The sequence below is a fragment of the Nocardioides sp. YR527 genome (assembly GCF_900101045.1).
Lineage (GTDB): Bacteria > Actinomycetota > Actinomycetes > Propionibacteriales > Nocardioidaceae > Nocardioides.
Genome location: NZ_FNFN01000002.1, coordinates 387,428 through 403,035 on the forward strand (window position 1 = coordinate 387,428; position 15,608 = coordinate 403,035).

17 protein-coding genes are annotated in these 15,608 nt (G+C 69.2%); 10 read left to right on the plus strand and 7 right to left on the minus strand.

Annotated features, from left to right (window positions below):
• The first annotated feature begins 31 nt into the window (after positions 1–31).
• Complete coding sequence (locus BLT25_RS06305) at positions 32–1,129, plus strand: hypothetical protein (RefSeq protein WP_091043329.1); 1,098 nt, start codon at positions 32–34, stop codon at positions 1,127–1,129.
• A 49-nt stretch (positions 1,130–1,178) separates the two neighbouring features.
• On the opposite strand, the gene BLT25_RS06310 is transcribed toward BLT25_RS06305, so the two are convergent.
• Positions 1,179–2,174, minus strand: coding sequence for a MerR family transcriptional regulator (locus tag BLT25_RS06310; RefSeq protein WP_091043331.1), 996 nt, complete (start codon positions 2,172–2,174; stop codon positions 1,179–1,181).
• Positions 2,175–2,319: 145 nt separating this feature from the next.
• Positions 2,320–2,808 carry a MarR family winged helix-turn-helix transcriptional regulator gene (locus BLT25_RS06315; RefSeq protein WP_091043333.1) on the minus strand — a complete coding sequence of 163 codons (489 nt, stop codon included), beginning with the start codon at positions 2,806–2,808 and terminating at the stop codon, positions 2,320–2,322.
• A 41-nt stretch (positions 2,809–2,849) separates the two neighbouring features.
• On the opposite strand from BLT25_RS06315, the gene BLT25_RS06320 reads away from it, so the two are divergent.
• From BLT25_RS06320 to BLT25_RS06330, 3 genes are all read left to right on the plus strand, one after another.
• Entirely contained in the window at positions 2,850–3,761 is a 912-nt protein-coding gene (locus tag BLT25_RS06320) for a DMT family transporter (protein ID WP_091043336.1), read from the plus strand.
• Positions 3,762–3,770: 9 nt separating this feature from the next.
• Entirely contained in the window at positions 3,771–5,279 is a 1,509-nt protein-coding gene (locus BLT25_RS06325; protein WP_256328469.1) for a spermidine synthase, read from the plus strand.
• Between the two features lie 461 nt (positions 5,280–5,740).
• Positions 5,741–6,520, plus strand: a complete 780-nt coding sequence (locus tag BLT25_RS06330; RefSeq protein WP_091043338.1) for a GntR family transcriptional regulator — start codon at positions 5,741–5,743, stop codon at positions 6,518–6,520.
• 87 nt (positions 6,521–6,607) lie between these two features.
• Here the strand turns inward: BLT25_RS06330 and BLT25_RS06335 are convergent, their stop codons facing one another.
• Together BLT25_RS06335 and BLT25_RS06340 are read right to left on the minus strand one after the other, a co-directional pair.
• Positions 6,608–7,981, minus strand: coding sequence for a vWA domain-containing protein (locus BLT25_RS06335; protein ID WP_091043341.1), 1,374 nt, complete (start codon positions 7,979–7,981; stop codon positions 6,608–6,610).
• Positions 7,978–8,856 carry an AAA family ATPase gene (locus BLT25_RS06340; protein WP_091043344.1) on the minus strand — a complete coding sequence of 293 codons (879 nt, stop codon included), beginning with the start codon at positions 8,854–8,856 and terminating at the stop codon, positions 7,978–7,980. The genes BLT25_RS06335 and BLT25_RS06340 overlap by 4 nt, the downstream gene beginning before the upstream one ends.
• Before the next feature lie 112 nt (positions 8,857–8,968).
• Between BLT25_RS06340 and BLT25_RS06345 the strand changes: the two genes are divergently transcribed.
• Positions 8,969–9,301: a hypothetical protein gene (locus BLT25_RS06345; protein ID WP_091043347.1), complete on the plus strand. Its 333-nt coding sequence runs from the start codon at positions 8,969–8,971 to the stop codon at positions 9,299–9,301.
• 4 nt (positions 9,302–9,305) lie between these two features.
• On the opposite strand, the gene BLT25_RS06350 is transcribed toward BLT25_RS06345, so the two are convergent.
• From BLT25_RS06350 to BLT25_RS06360, 3 genes are all read right to left on the minus strand, one after another.
• On the minus strand, positions 9,306–10,010 hold the full coding sequence (locus tag BLT25_RS06350; RefSeq protein ID WP_176883656.1) for a winged helix-turn-helix transcriptional regulator: 705 nt from the start codon (positions 10,008–10,010) through the stop codon (positions 9,306–9,308).
• A gap of 103 nt (positions 10,011–10,113) precedes the next feature.
• Positions 10,114–10,815 (minus strand): winged helix-turn-helix transcriptional regulator, encoded by a 702-nt coding sequence (locus tag BLT25_RS06355; RefSeq protein ID WP_176883658.1) that lies wholly within the window; start codon positions 10,813–10,815, stop codon positions 10,114–10,116.
• A gap of 114 nt (positions 10,816–10,929) precedes the next feature.
• The gene (locus BLT25_RS06360; RefSeq protein ID WP_091043354.1) at positions 10,930–11,607 is read right to left on the minus strand and encodes a winged helix-turn-helix transcriptional regulator; all 678 of its coding nucleotides are present in this window, start codon (positions 11,605–11,607) and stop codon (positions 10,930–10,932) included.
• Between the two features lie 53 nt (positions 11,608–11,660).
• Here BLT25_RS06360 and BLT25_RS06365 point away from each other — a divergent pair, with 53 nt between their 5' ends.
• The 5 genes from BLT25_RS06365 (at position 11,661) to BLT25_RS06385 (ending at position 15,489) form a co-directional block, all read left to right on the plus strand.
• Positions 11,661–12,452 carry a DUF899 family protein gene (locus BLT25_RS06365; RefSeq protein ID WP_091043355.1) on the plus strand — a complete coding sequence of 264 codons (792 nt, stop codon included), beginning with the start codon at positions 11,661–11,663 and terminating at the stop codon, positions 12,450–12,452.
• Positions 12,453–12,462: 10 nt separating this feature from the next.
• Positions 12,463–12,873: a VOC family protein gene (locus BLT25_RS06370; RefSeq protein ID WP_091043358.1), complete on the plus strand. Its 411-nt coding sequence runs from the start codon at positions 12,463–12,465 to the stop codon at positions 12,871–12,873.
• 31 nt (positions 12,874–12,904) lie between these two features.
• Positions 12,905–13,546 (plus strand): PadR family transcriptional regulator, encoded by a 642-nt coding sequence (locus tag BLT25_RS06375; protein ID WP_256328470.1) that lies wholly within the window; start codon positions 12,905–12,907, stop codon positions 13,544–13,546.
• A gap of 150 nt (positions 13,547–13,696) precedes the next feature.
• Complete coding sequence (locus BLT25_RS06380) at positions 13,697–14,707, plus strand: ATP-binding cassette domain-containing protein (RefSeq protein ID WP_091043361.1); 1,011 nt, start codon at positions 13,697–13,699, stop codon at positions 14,705–14,707.
• Positions 14,707–15,489 (plus strand): ABC transporter permease, encoded by a 783-nt coding sequence (locus BLT25_RS06385; protein WP_091043364.1) that lies wholly within the window; start codon positions 14,707–14,709, stop codon positions 15,487–15,489. The genes BLT25_RS06380 and BLT25_RS06385 overlap by 1 nt, the downstream gene beginning before the upstream one ends.
• Positions 15,490–15,608: the final 119 nt, after the last annotated feature.

Here is a 15,608-nt window from a genome sequence, read left to right on the forward strand (position 1 = left end):
GGGCACTCTGACGCCTACCTGATCGGTCCCTGTGAAGTCCATCGTCGTCCACGCCGGCCTCCCCAAGACAGGCACCTCCGCGGTCCAGGCGTACTTCCACACCAACACGGAGAAGCTCGCCGGAGCCGGCATCTTCTACCCTCAGCACACCGTCGACAAGAACGGCATCAGCGCCGGGAACGCCGGCTCGCTGATGGAACGCTCGGGCCATCTCTTCGTGGCTTCGCCTCGCGAGGTCGCCAGGACGCTCGAGGAGTTCGAGGCCAGCGGATGCCACACCCTGCTGCTCTCCTCCGAGGCGTTCCTGCCCGAGCTGCCCGGGATCACCGAGCTGCTGCCGCCGCAGGCCCGGTTCGTCCTGTACGTCCGCGATCCCCTCGCCTTCCTGGAGTCCGACTACAACCAGCGGGTCAAGCGGCTCGGGCATGTCGATCCGTTCGAGGCGTCTCCTGATGCGTACGGCGGATGGCTGGGTCACCAGCACCTCTACAACGCGCTCGACTCCGAGGCGGTGCGCTCCCGGCTCGTCCTCCGGCCCTACCTCCCCGAGCTCTTCGTCGGCGAGAACCTGCTCACCGACCTGCTCCACACCGCCGGGATCGACGCCACCGAGCTCGGCGATCTCTCCTTGAGGCAGGTCAACCTCTCGTACTCGCTGCACGCGCTCGAGATCAAGCGCGCGCTCAACGTCCTCCCGCTCGGGCCGCAGCTGCAGGAGCGCCTCGACGTCCACCTCCAGTCCTGCCCCCTCGGGCCGACCAGCTACACCCTGATGCCTCCCTCCGACCACGAACGGCTCCGGAAGATCGCCGACGACGAGCTGCACGCGCTGGCGCTGCGGGATGACATCGACTCCCTCGAGCCCATGCGGGAGCTGTTGCGCCGGAAGCCGCAGAAGCCCTTCCACCCGCAACAGCTCACCGACGACGAGGTCGACGCGGTCGTACGGCACATCGCCACCGTCGGCAAGCGGCTCACCCGCCGGATCGCCCAGACGCTTCACGAGCACCCCGAGATCGAGCTCGTCTACCCCTCCCTGCGCGACTCGTTCGCCGCCGCTGCCGCCGACCTGGACGAGGCGCCGGCGGCGCGGCGGCGCTGGTGGTCGCGGCGGCGACCCGCTGGTTGAGGGCCACTTCGTTCAGGCCCTCGCGCCAGCGAGCGTGTCGAAACCAGCGTCAGGTCAGGTCGGCGACCACGATGGTGTGGTTGTCCGGTTCTCCTGCGGCGAGGACAGCGGCGGCCACCGCGTCGGCAACCGCCTGCGGGCCGGCCTCGGCGGTGATCAGGGCGTCGAGGTCGTCGACGTGGGAGTGGACGCCGTCGGTGGTCAGCACCAGCCTGTCGTCGGGCAGCAGGTCGAGCGACATCTCGTCGGCGACGACTCCGGGGACGAGGGCGCGGTTGAGCAGCGCCCGGTGCTCGTGGGAACGAGCCTCGTCGGCGGTCAGCTGGCCAGCCTCGACCATCGCAGCCACGACCGTGTGGTCGTGGGTGACCTGGCGTACGGCTCCGTCTCGCACCAGGAAGACCCTGGCGTCGCCGATGTGGGTGACCCGCGCGGTCGAGCCGTGCAGGTCGACGGCGGTCAGCGTGGTGCCCGACTTCGGCACCTCCGCGAACACCTCCTGGATGGCCGACCGCAGCCCGCCGGCGGCGTACGCCGTCAGGGCCGCGGCGGCAAGATCATCGCGGTCGCCGAAGCCGTCGGCTACCGCGATCAGCTCGGGGGTGACCAGGACGGCGTCCTGCTGGCTCGACCGGGCGCCGGTCTCGTGGCTGACACCGAACTCGACGTTCAGGGTCTCGGTTGACGTGGTCATCTGTTGTGCCTCGCTCCTCAATCGGTGGACGAGGACGGAGACCATCGTGCGACGCGTGGACGTGTCGGCCTCGACCTGGCGCCAGTAGGTCTCGACCTCGACCGCCGCGAGTGCGGCGGGCATGTCGACGACCTCCCGGATCCGAGCCAGCGGCATCCCGACCAGGCGCAGTGCGGCCACCAGGCGCGCGCGTTCCACCTGGTCAGACGCATAGCGGCGATAGCCGGAGATCGCGTCCACCTCGGCAGGAGGCAGCAGCCCGAGGTCGTCGTACAACCTCAGCGCCTTCGGCGTCAGCCCGGTCTCCCGGGCGAAGTCGCCGATGTTCACAAGCCCCTCCAGCCCGCTCATGCGACCGCCCCCGTGGCGCAAGCGCCAGCATACGAGAGCGGTCGCCTGAGACTTGTTGTCGCTCGCTGACGCTCGCTCATGTTCACCATCCTCCCCGGTGAAGGTCACCGGTGGAAGCAGATTGGTGCTTCCCCTTGGGGCAACCTCAAGCCCCGGTCTGCTCGGCCCACTTCTCGAGCAGCCGGGCGAGCGAGCGCCGCTCGGCCGCGGTGAAGACGGCGAGCAGGCGGTGCTCGTTGGCGATGTGGTCGGTGAACGCCGCGTCGATCAGCTCAAGCCCGCGTTCGGTCAGCGCGATCCGACGCCCACGACCGTCCTCGTCTCGGCGGCCCCGGCTGACCCACCCCTGGGCCAGGCAGCGGTCGACCCGCTTGGTGACCGCCCCCGAAGAGACCATCGTCTGCTCGCCGAGCTCCTTCGGAGTCAGTGCGTACGGAGCGCCTTGCCGTCGCAGCGTCGCCAGCACGTCGAACTCGCCCTCGCCCAGTCCGTGCTGGGCATAGACGCTGACGAGCTCATCGGTGAGACGCAGCCCGAGGCGGTGCAGCCGGGCGATGACGGCCTGCGGGGTGATGTCGAGGTCGGGGCGCTCCCGCTCCCACTGCGCCATCACGGTCGAGACGTGGTCTGCCATGACACTGGAATATATCTGACGAGGAAGATATTATCTCTTCCATGGAAAGTAGATTCGTAACCCTCGCGCTGACCGCGATCGCCCCGGTGGCCTGGGGGTCCGGCTACTTCGTCACCGCCACGTTCCTACCGCCGGACCGGCCGCTGTTCGGCGCCGTGGTCCGGGCGCTGCCCTTCGGCCTGCTGCTCCTGGCGCTCCGGCCCGGCCTGCTCCACGGCTCCTGGTGGTGGCGCACGGCAGCGCTCGGGCTGCTCAACTTCGGGGCGTTCTTCGCCCTCGTCTTCGTCGCCGCCTACCGGCTCCCCGGCGGCCTCGCCGCCACCCTGACCGCGGTCTCTCCGATCGTGGTGATGCTGCTGGCCTGGGCCTTTGCCGGCGAGCAGCCACGGGCCGGATCGCTCGCGGCCGGCGTCGTCGGCGCCATCGGCGTGGCCCTGTTGGTGCTCCGCGGCGGCGCGAGTCTCGACCTGATCGGGGTCCTGGCCGCCTTCGCCTCGGTCGCCGTCTTCTCCACCGGCTTCATCCTCGTCAAGGTCTGGCAACCGCCGGTCGGCCTGCTCACCTTCACCGCCTGGCAGCTCGTCCTCGGCGGCCTCGCCCTCGCCCCGGTGGCCCTCCTCGTCGAAGGCCCACCGCCCGCGCTCGACCTGCCGGCCATCGGGGGCTACGCCTACATCGGCATCGTTGGCACGGTGGTCGCCTACGCGGTCTGGTTCCGCGGCGCCCGGCGCCTTCCGGCCGCCGCGGTGTCGCTGGTCGGCCTGCTCAACCCGGTCGCCGGGATCCTCATCGGACTCGCCTTCGCGGGTGAACATCTCACCCCGGCCGGCGGGCTCGGGATGGCGTTGGTGCTCGGTGGCGTACTCCTCGGACAGCCTGCGGTGCTCGACCGGATCAAGGCCGGGCGTCGGCCAGAACCGGCCTCGTGTGCCGACGTTGGAGCAGCCGGATAGGTTCACCCCATGAAACTGCGTGCGCGTGCGCTTGAGCTTCTCGTCTTCACCGTCGGTGCCGGCACCTTGGGGTCAGAGATGGCCGCGGCTCGGCTGCTCGCGCCGTGGTTCGGCGACTCGACGATCGTGTGGGCCAACACGATCGCGACAGTGCTGGTGGCACTCGCGATCGGCTACTCCGTCGGCGGCAGGATCGCCGACCGGAACCCGCATCCCTCCGGCCTCGCCAAGATCGTGCTCGCCGCCGCCGCCCTCCTGGCCGCGGTGCCGTTCGTCGCCGACCCGTTCCTTCCGCTCGCGGTCAGGGCGGTCGACCAGCTCAGCATCGCGACCTTCGCCGGCTCGCTCGTCGGGGTCGGCGTACTGCTCGCGATCCCGCTCTTCCTGCTCGGCATCGTCAGCCCCTACGCCGTCAGGCTGAGCGTCGAGGCCGTCGAGGATGCCGGCCACGCGGCTGGGCGCCTCTACGCGATCTCGACGGTCGGCTCCCTGGTCGGCACCTTCGCCGCCTCACTGTTCCTCATCCCGGTCGTCGGGACGCGGCGTACGTTCCTGATCTTCGCTCTCCTGATGGCGATCTGCGCGATCCCGCACCTGGTCAAGCGGCGGCTGCCGGCCGCGGCCGTACCGGCGGTGATCCTCGCCCTGATCGTGCTTCCGACCGGGTCGATCAAGACGCTGACCAGCAACGGCGGCAAGGTGATCTGGGAGAAGGAGACGGAGTACCAGTACGCCCGTGTGGTCGAGTACGACGACGGCAGCCGCTACCTCGAGCTCAACGAGGGCCACGCCGTGCACTCTGTCTACAACGAGGGTGAATGGCTCACCGGCGCCTACTGGGACGAGATGCTCTCGCTGTCGTACGCCGGCGCGGAGGCCCCGAAGTCGGTGGCGATCCTGGGCTCGGCCGCCGGGACGACCGCGCGACAGTTCGGACACTTCGCCCCCGAGACACGGGTGGACGCCGTCGAGATCGACGAGGACGTCACCGAGGTCGGCCAGAAGCTCTTCGATCTCAAGGACCAGCCGAACCTCCACCTCCACACCGCCGACGCCCGCCCGTGGCTGCAGAAGCAGACCCGGAAGTACGACGCGATCATGGTCGACGCCTACCACCAGCCCTACATCCCGTTCTACCTGACCACGAAGGAGTTCTTCGCGCTGGCGAAGGACCACCTGAACCCGGGCGGCGTGCTCGTCGTGAACTCAGCCCACCCGGAGGGCTCGACAGCGCTGGAGAAGGTCCTCACCGCAACCCTGCGGACCTCGTTCGGCGACGCCGTGTGGCGCTCGGACTCCGGCCCGACCAACACTCACCTGATCGCGACCGTCGATCCGGAAGCCGACCCCGCCGCGAGCCTCACCGCCACCGCCGAGGAGCAGCCCGCCGATCTCGCCGGCACCCTCACCGACTCCGCCGCCCGGCTCGAGCCGGGCGTCCGGGGCGGGACGGTCTACACCGACGACGTCGCGCCGGTCGAGTGGCTCACCGACCTCAGCCTTCTCGAGGTTGCCTGACCCGCTGGGGCGTTTCACCTCACCGATCGGCGTCTTGCGCAGGCACCCGACGCAGACCTGGTTGGGCGCGACCTTGCTGAGCCTTCGCGGTGGCAGCACGTGCCACGTGCCCAGCCGACGGCCGCACATGGTCATCACGTACCCGTTGCTCCTCTTGACCGAGCGAAGGTGCCAGAAGCTGCCTCGATCGGTGCGGTAGACCAGCGGGTCCTTGGACAGGACCGGCGGCCTCACGCTGGATCGCATGCTGAGTCTGTCGTCTACGAACACGAATTCCCCCCAAGGAATGTCGATAGCTCTCGTCGTTGAGTGCCTCGAGACGCCGGTCTCCAGCGGGGGCCAGGTGCCCAACGCCCCGAGGCTTGTTCGACCCTAAGTCCACTCATTGCAACGGGTCAAGGCGGAAAGGGTGGGGCTATGCGGCTATTCGGGATCTGTACGCCTCAGTAACGTGTTCTCCTATGAGCAACCCCCGTCCGCGCGGCCTGCCGAAATACCTCCACGTGGCCGACTATCTGCGGGCCCAGATCGACGACGGCACCTACCAGCCCGGCGAGCGTCTACCGACCGAACCCGAGCTGATGGACACCTTCCCCTACGACCGCGCCACGATCCGGCGTGGTCTGGCGGTGCTGCGCAACGAAGGCCTGATCACCAGCGAGCAGGGCCGTGGTGTCTTCGTACGCGACGCCACCAAGACCCGCTACGACCTGATGAGCATGCTGATCACCGACCGGAGCCACCCGGCGAAGCCGGACGCGGCCTACAACCAGCCCCCACGCGGTCCGGACGACGGCCTCTCGATCGAGCACTCCTACGAGGTGATCGCGGCCGGCGAGAAGCTGGGGGCGGCCTTCGAGATCGATCCCCGCAGCGAACTCCTCAGCACCACCTACACCTTCTACATCAGCGGCGACGACACCGCCGAATACCGCACCACGGCCTACATCCCCTATCCGCTGGTCATCGACACCCCGCTCGCCACCCCGACTGACGACTGGCCGCAGCCGCCGATCAAGGATCTGCTCGCCACGGTCGGCGTGAAGGTGACCACGGTCGCGATGGACATCGAGTCCCGGATGCCGACGCCGCAGGAGACCTACGACCTGCAGATCCCCGACGGCACGCCGGTCCTCTCCGACCGGCGCCGATTCCTCGCCGACGACCGGGTCGTGTGCGTGACCGACTCGGTCGGGGTCGCCGACCGGATCGTCTACGGGCTCGACCTGAAGCTGCAGTGAGGCCTTGCTGGTCGAAGGCCACTTCGTTCAGACCTCGGAGCCTTTAGGCGTAGGCGTGCGGCCTCGCGGCTCGACCAGCGGGTGCAATCAGGCCAGGTCGTGGACGAACTCGCTCAGCTGGGTGAGGTTGCGGCACTCCCGCATATCGATGATCGAGCCGTAGCGCGTCGCCTCGGAGTCGCCGGTGTCCCACTGCGTACGGACCTCGGGGTTGAGCCAGTGGGAGTGCCGCGCCGCGTCGGCCATCGCGCGCAGCGAGTCGACGGCGAGGTCGGAGTAGTTCGACCGGGCGTCGCCGAGGATCAGCAGCGACGACTTGGGGCCGAGGGCGTCGGCGTGCCGCTCCTGGAAGAGGGAGAACGCGCGGCCGTAGTTGGTGCGCCCCATCCGGGCCGCGTGCTCGGTCGCCTTGGTCAGCTCGGTCATCGTGTCGACCAGGTCGGCGCCGGGCTTGAAGTAGGACGTGACCTCGTGGATCTCGTCGACGAAGGTGAACGCGCGCACCTTGCCGAACTGCTCGCGCAGCGCGAAGACGAGCATCAGCGTGAACGTCGCGAAGTTGGACACCGAGCCCGACACGTCGCACAGGATCACCAGCTCGGTGCGGTGCGGCCGCTTCGGCCTGAAGCGCAGGTCGACGGGAACCCCGCCGGTGGACATCGAGGACCGGAGCGTACGCCGCAGGTCCACCGCTCCTCGCCGGCGCGCGTGGTGCTCCTGGGTCAGCCGCGTCGCCAGCCGGCGCGCCAGCGGGTAGATCTCGCGCCGCAGCGCCTCCAGGTCGGCCCGGCGGGCGTGCAGGAAGTCGAGCTTCTCGATGGTGGGGCGTACGGCGATCTTGGCGATCTGCTCGGGCCCCTTCTCCTCCGCGATCCGGCGGCGGGCGTCGGCCTCGACCAGGCCGGCGAACCGGTCCATCCGCCGGGTGCCGACGCGCGCCGCCTCCTCCTCGGTCCAGCCGCCCTGCTGGAGACCCTCGATGAGCCGGGCGGTCAGCTCGTCGGTGGAGAGCCGGCGCAGCGCGGTGTAGGACGACCAGGAGCTGAGCCCGGGCCCGCGGCCGGGCATCGCGCCGAAGCGGGCCACCGCCTCGGCGGCCAACTGGCGGAGCATCTCGACGTCGTCGGCCTCCAGCGCCTCGGCCAGCCGTGAGGAGAACTCCTCGAGCGCTTCCGGACCGTCCTTGGCCACCCCTGCGGCCGCTGCTTCGCCCGTCAATGATGGAGTCATCCCCGAGCCGACCATCCGCGGGAAGTAGAGCTCGAAGAGCCCGTCGAAGGTGGCCCGCTGGTTGGCGCGCTTGACCAGGGTCGCGGCGTACGCCTCCTTGACCTGCTGACGGTCGGTCCAGCCGATCAGGCCGAGGGCCGTGACCGCGTCGAGGCCCTCGGAGAGCGACACCGGCAGCCCGGCTCCCCGCAGTGCGTCGAGGAACTCGATGTGCCGGTCGAGGAGGGTCACCTCTTCAACCGCAGCTCTCGGACGGCGCGGTCGACGTCGGAGGAGTGCTTGAGGACGACGCCGAGGGTGTCGGCGACGGCCTTGTCGGAGAGGTCGGTGATCTCCAGCGCGATCAGGGTGCGCGCCCAGTCGACCGACTCGGCGATGCTCGGGGCCTTCTTGAGCTCCAGCTCGCGCAGCCGGCCGACGACGGAGACGAGCTGGCGGGCGACCTTGTCGTCGAGCCCGGGCACCTGGGAGAGCACGATCTCGCGTTCCCGGTCGGCGTCGGGGTAGTCGAGGTGGAGGTAGAGGCAGCGTCGCTTGAGCGCCTCGGAGAGCTCGCGGGTGGCGTTGGAGGTGAGCACGACCAGCGGACGGCGGGTCGAGGTCATGGTGCCGAGCTCGGGGATGGTCACCTGGAAGTCGGAGAGCACCTCGAGCAGCAGCCCCTCGACCTCGACGTCGGTCTTGTCGACCTCGTCGATGAGCAGCACCGTCGGCTCCTCACGGCGGATCGCGGTCAGCAGCGGCCGGGTCAGCAGGAACTCTTCGGAGAAGATGTCGTCGTGGGTCTCCTCCCACGCCTGGCCGTCGTTGGCCGCCTGGATGCGGAGGAGCTGCTTCTTGTAGTTCCACTCGTACAGCGCCCGGGCCTCGTCCAGACCCTCGTAGCACTGCAGCCTGACCAGCTCGGCCCCGGTCGCGCGGGTGATCGCCTTGGCCAGCTCGGTCTTGCCCACGCCGGCCGGTCCTTCGATGAGCACCGGCTTCTCCAGCGCCCCCGCGAGGTAGCTCGTCAACGCGGTCGAGTCGTCCGCGAGATAGCCGACGTCTCCGAGACGGGTGACGGCCTCGGCGGGCGAGGAGAACCAGGAAGACGTACGCGAAGGCATGACGCGACACTAGCGACTCTGCTCCGGGTCTGCCCCCGGTGTCCGGATGGGACTTTCGTCATAGTGCTGGCCGGAGCCGTCACCGTGACACCGATCGGTCGTTAGAAACATCGTGCACTCGGACACCCCGCGACCTCTGACGCTGGTCGTCGCCGCCATGAAGGTGTGCGCGCTGACCGCGCTCGCGGCCTTCTGTCTGGTTGCCGTGACCACGCCGTCCGAGCCTCGGTCGCTGGCGAAGCGGGAGCAGCCCGAGCTCGCCGCGATGCTCGAGCAGCACCACTGCGTGGCTCCTCCGACGATCGCGCCGTGGCGCCGGCAGAGCGCCATCATCCGCACCCCGCTCGGCGACCTGAAGCACGTCCCACTCGACGTCGGCCAGCTGATCGAGCAGGGCAAGGCCCGCGGCGAGCTGATCGCCTTCTGCGCCGACCCCGCCCCCTAGGGGCTCAGCCCACCGCGGCCATCGCGTCGGAGAAGACCACGAGCACGCGGTCCAGCGCCGCCTGCTCGCCCTCGACCCGCAGATCGCCCTTCTCCAGGGCGTCGGCCAGGGACTGACCGAGGAGCGCGACGCCCGCCCAGGCCGTCGAGTCGCCGGTGACGGTGACGTCCACCCGGGCGAGCTCACCGACGTCGAGATCGAAGCCGTACTCGTTCCAGTTCAGCCGGAACTGCAGAGGCTCCACGTCGGGGCAGCGTGCGTCGGTCAGCTTCCAGGTGGCCCGGAGCGGAGCCTGGGTGGGCAGGCTCTGGGGCGGGACCATCGTGCGCATCGCGACCATCACCCCGCTGGGCGTCATCCCCGTCGACGGGACCGGGAAGTGCGCCGAGCCTTCCAAGGCCCACAGCGACAGGACGCTGAGGACCTTCTCCAGCTCCCGGCCCCAGTCGGTCAGGGCGTACGCCGTGGTCTTGGTGAGGTAGCCGAGCTCGGTCTCGACGACGACGCCCGCGCGCTCCAGGAACTGCAGTCGGTCGTTGAGCTCCTCGGTGCTGACTCCGATCAGGGACGACCTCAGATCAGGAGCCGTACGCGGCCCGAACATCAGCTCGCGCACCACGATCAGGCTCCACCGGTCACCGATCAGGTCCAGTGCGTGCGCGGCCGCGCACGCGTCTCCCAGGTCCCCGTAGGACAGGTTCAGGGTCACGTCGATCCTCTCCGAGCAGCCGGATCCGTCGAGTCCAGTGAACCACGTCACACACGACGGCGGCGCTGCCGTCCCGATCGACGGGCAGCCGATCGAAGAAGCGTCAGCTGGCCTCGGCGAGAGTGTCCGCGAACAGCGCAAGCACACGGCCCAGCGCGGCGCGGTCACCCTCGACCTCGAGCCCGGCCTCGGCGATCGCGGCATCCACGGGGAAGCCCATGAAGACGACCCCGGTCCAGGTGGTCGAGTCGCCCGCGATGGTCACGTCGGCGTCCTCGAGCGTGCCCTCGGCGAGGTCGAACTGGTTGCCCTTCCACACCAGCCGGAACTGCTGCGGGTCGGCGTCCGGCCGACGTACGTCCGTGAGCTCCCAGGCGACGCTGATCGGCTCGGGGGTCGTCGCGCTGCCGGCGGGCACCATCGTGCGCATCGCCACCATGACGCCGCTGGGCGTCATCCCGGCGGACATGATCGGGAAGCGGGTCGAGCCGTGGGCCCAGCGGCCGAGCGCGCCGAGGATCGTCTCGAGCTCGCGTCCCCACGGCGTGAGGGCGTAGGCCGTCGTCTTGGTGATGTAGCCGAGCTCGGTCTCGACCACGACACCGGCGTGCTCGAGGAACTGCAGCCGGTCCTTGAGCTCAGCGGTGCTGACCCCGATCACGGAGGACTCCAGGTCACGTGCCGTGCGTGGCCCGAACATCAGCTCGCGCACCACGATCAGGCTCCACCGGTCACCGATCAGGTCCAGTGCGTGCGCGGCCGCGCACGCGTCTCCCAGGTCCCCGTACGTCAGGTTCAGGGTCACGTCGATCCTCTCCGAGTCATTCGAACCCATCGAGAGTAGTGAGCCCGAACGACGCGTCATCAGTGCCAGAGGTCCCGGCGTGCCGGTGAATATGCTGAACCCGTTGAGGGGGCGCTACGCGATGGCGCCGTACGCAGCAGCCACCCGCTCCACCGCCCGCCGGTCTCCCTCGACGGCCATCGAGTCGACCGGGCGCCCGGCGAAGACGACGTCCGCCCATGCCGAGGAGTCGCCGGAGACGGTCGCCGCGGGCGCATCGTCCGCACCCACGGTCAGCTCGAAACGGTCCTCGTCCCAGTGCAGCCGGTAGCGGCGTACGCCCGCGGCGGGACGCCGCTCGTCGTGCAGCTCGATCACGATCCGGACGGGGCCGTCATCCCATCCGGCCATCGTGGCGTAGGGGGCCATTGTGCGCATCGCCACGATCACCCCGTCGGGGGTCATGCTCCCCTCCGGCACCGGGAATCCGGGCGAGCGCTGCGCCCAGCGGCCGAGCGACCGCATCACGTCCTCCAGGCCCTGTCCCCACTCGGTGAGCCGGTAGACGCGGGTCTGTCCGAGGTCGTCGAGCTGGGCCTGCTCGACGACGCCGGTGTCTTGCAGCGCCCTCAGCCTGGAGGTCAGCACGGCAGGCGTGATCCCGACGACGGCCGAGGCCAGGTCCGCGAACCGGCGCGGACCGAGCAACAGCTCGCGCGCGATCACCATGCTCCACCGGTCCCCGATGACGTCCATGGCGTGCGCGGTCGCGCAGGCATCGCCCAGGTCGGCGTACGTCTGCTTCTTCGGCATCGATCCTCCAAACTCTCTTCACAAGAGTATCAACTATGTTTAACGTAGTTCATATGACCACGACCTCACTGCCTCCCGTCGTCGACCGGACGACCTACCTGCACGAGCGCGATGCGCTCCTCGGCCGCGAGAAGGAGCACACCCGCGCGGGCGACGCTCTCGCCGCAGCCCGGCGAAGACTCCCGATGACCGAGGTCGACGCGGCCGCACCGCTCGTCGGAGCCGCCGGACAGGTGAGCCTGCTGGATGCCTTCGAGGGGCGCACCCAGCTCTTCGCGAGCTATCACATGTGGCACACCGGCCATGCCGCGGCGGACCAGTGCGAGGGGTGCACGTTCTTCAGCGGCGGCGTGAGCGAGCTCGGCTACCTGCACTCGCGCGGGGTGACGTACGCCGTCTTCTGTCAGGGGCCCTATCCGGAGAGCTCCCGCTACCGGGACTTCATGGGGTGGGAGATGCCGTGGTACTCCGTGCCCGAGGAGTCGTGGGACGTCCTCGACGCCCGCGGGTTCTTCGGGGGCAAGGTCTGCTACCTGCGCGACGGCGACCGGGTCTTCGAGACCTACCGCACGACCGGACGTGGCGTGGAGCCGATGTCGGCGTCGTACGGGATCCTGGACATGACCGTCTACGGAAGGCAGGAGACCTGGGAGGACTCACCACAGGGCTGGCCGCAGCTCACGGGCATCGACGGCAGCCAGTTCCGCAGCGAGGAGGCGTCGACGACCAACCATCGTGTCGGCGTGAGCGGTCGGCCGACGGCGCAGTGGCCGCGGCTCGCCGCCGGACGCGACGACGACCTCGGATCCGACACCGCCCCCGCCGCCGACCACTGCTGTCACTGAGGAGCTCCGGATGCGTACGACGATCGCCCTGCCCACCCGGGACCGCACCCGGTCCCATGTCTTCCTCCGCGACGGCCTCGGCCTCGAGACTCCCGGAGAGCTCGCCGACGACGGGGTCCCCGAGCCGCTTCGCGCAACCCTGTCGGACTCCTGCGAGGTGATGATGATCCCGACCGGCGGGTTCAAGTGGGTCACCGGACAGCTCGGGGACGAGCCGATGGACGCAGCGACCCTGCCGGAGGGTCCGAGGCAGTGCCTGGTCACGATCGAGCTCGACTCCCGCGGCGATGTCGAGGCCCGCTACGCGGCCGCGACCGCGCTCGGCCGCGGCGTACTCGATCCGGAGGCGGCACCGTGGGGCGAATACCGCGCGCTCGTCGCGGACCCCGACGGCCATCTCTGGCAGCTGACATCCCGCTGAGGCCCGGCCGTGCCACCCCTAGAATCTCCCTATGGCCGGAGACGACACACGGATGCTGCTGCTGGGAGCAGTGGCGCTCTTCGAGCCCGTCAACGGCTACCAGATCCGGCGCGAGCTGATGTCGTGGCAGGTCGACCAGTGGGCCAACATCAACCCCGGCTCGATCTACCACGCGCTGACCTCGCTGACCGAGAAGGGCCATCTGACCAGGCACGATCTGGTCGACAACGGGAGAACGGTCGCGGTCTACGAGATCAGCACCAGCGGCCGGGCAGAGCTGGAGCGCCTCGTCACCCGATCGCTACAGGCCGTGGACGTCTACAACGGCGTCTCCTTCTACGCCGCGTTCTCGCTGGTGCCGCTGCTGGAGCGGCCGGCCGTGATCCAGCACCTGAGCGTCCGGCTGAAGACCCTGGAGCGCACGATCAAGGAGCTCGACGCCGCGGTCCGCGTGAACGCCCGCATGGTTCCGCCACACACCGTCGCCGCGCTCCACCTCCAGCTCGACAAGCTCCGCTCCGAGCGGGCCTGGCTGGTGGAGGTCCTGGACGACGTACGCAGCGGCAAGCTCTTCTTCGCCGGCGACGCTCCCGACTGGGCACCGGCCGCGGACGACCCGGGATGGCAGATGGACGCCGACCGGAAGCGCTACCGGGAGATGCTGCGCGGCTGAGCCGTCGCGGGTCGCGCTCGAAGTGGTTTGACAACCCGGGTTCAAAATTGAACACTCACGGTATTCAAGTTTGAACAGCCGGGTAAAACCGGGTGATTGTTGTCGGTGGTCCGTGCTTGTCTGGGACTTGCACGCACAAGGGAGTGACACATGATTCACGCACGCGGCTTGAGGCACACCTTCGCCTCCGGCCATGGCAAGCAGAAGAAAGAAGTCGTCGCGGTCGACGGGGTCGACCTCGATGTCGAAGAGGGCGAGGTGGTCGGCTTCCTGGGCCCGAACGGCGCCGGAAAGACCACCACTCTGCGCATCCTCACCACCCTCCTCAAGCCCACGGCAGGCACCGCCACGGTGGCGGGCTTCGACGTGGCCAGGCAGTCAGTCGACGTCAGGCGAAGCATCGGCTACTGCTCCCAGGTCGGATCGACCTTCTCGGGCGCCTACGCCGGCGACGAGGTCGTCGACCACGGAATGCTCTACGGGATGTCCAAGAAGGACGCGGTCGCCCACGGGCAGGCGCTCTTCGAGAGGCTTCAGCTCGAGGGGCTGTGGCGCCGCAAACCCCGCAACATGTCCGGCGGGCAGAAGCGCCGCCTCGACATCGCGATGGCGCTGATCCACGCCCCCAAGCTGGTCTTCCTCGACGAGCCGACCACCGGCCTCGACCCGCAGGCGCGGGCCAACCTGTGGGACCACATCGCCTCGCTGCGTACCGACCACGGGGCGACGGTCTTCCTGACCACCCACTACCTCGACGAGGCCGACACCCTCGCCGACCGGGTCATGGTCATCGACCAGGGCCGCATCGTCGCCAACGACACCCCGGAGAACCTCAAGGCCGCCGTCTCCGGCGACCTGGTCTCCCTGGAGGTCGCCACCGACGAGCAGGTCGCGATCGCGCGCGACAAGCTCAGCTCGATCTCGGAGACCATCGAGGTCGACGAGCGACTGGTCAGCGGCCGGGTGCCGCGGGCCGGGAAGGCCGTCCCCGGGCTGCTGCGCGACCTGGAGGCCAACGGTGTCTCGCTGGAGTCGATCGAGGTCGCCCGGCCCACCCTGGACGACGTCTTCCTGACCCTGACCGGACGATCGCTGCGCGATGCCGACGCAGGCGCACCCGAGGCCGACGAGGCCACCGAACAGAATCAGGAGGCCAGCTGATGACCGAGTTCCAGCAGCCCGTCCTCAAGTCCGGCTTCTTCCGGGAGTCGATGGTCGTCTTCAACCGGCAGCTGCGGATGAACCTCCGCAACCCGGCCTGGGTGCTGATCGGGGTGATGCAGCCGATCCTCTACCTGCTGCTCTTCGGCCCGCTGCTCGAGCCGCTCATCGAGGAGCTCGGCGGCAACGCCTACAACTGGTTCGTCCCCGGCATGCTCGTCCAGCTCGGCATCTTCGGCGCGATGTTCGCCGGCTTCTCGCTGATCGGCGAGTGGCGCGAGGGCGTCATCGAGGCGGAACGGGTCACCCCGGCCTCGCGCGGCGCGCTGCTGTTCGGGCGTCTCTACCGCGATCTGCTGCAGATCCTGGTGCAGGCGATCATCCTGGTCGCCCTCGGCCTGGTGATGGGCATGGACTTCAGGCCGGTCGGGATCCTCGTAGGGATCGCGATCACCGTGATGATCGGTGGTGCCGGAGCAGCCGCCTCCAACGCGTTCGCGCTGCTCGTCAAGAGCGAGGACGTCATGGCGCCGGTGACCAACATGCTGCTCATGCCGATCCTGCTGCTGTCGGGCATCTTCCTGCCGATGAGCTTCGGTGCCGGGTGGCTCGAGGCGCTGGCCGACGTCATCCCGACCAAGCACATCGTCGACGCGGTGCGCGCCTCGTTCTTCGGTGATCTCGGGGTGGGCGACATCGGCTGGGGCCTGGGCTGGACCGTCGCCCTGTTCGGTCTCGCGGTCTGGTGGGGCATCTCCACCTTCCGCAAGGAGAACGCCTGACCTCTCGGGTGTTCCCTGCACCTGGACAGATCTCAGCGGAAACACCGACGTCCTCTCAGCGGTGACTCAGCGAGGGGTGGCAAGGTAGGAGTGTGAACAGCCCTGCCACCCCGAGCGAC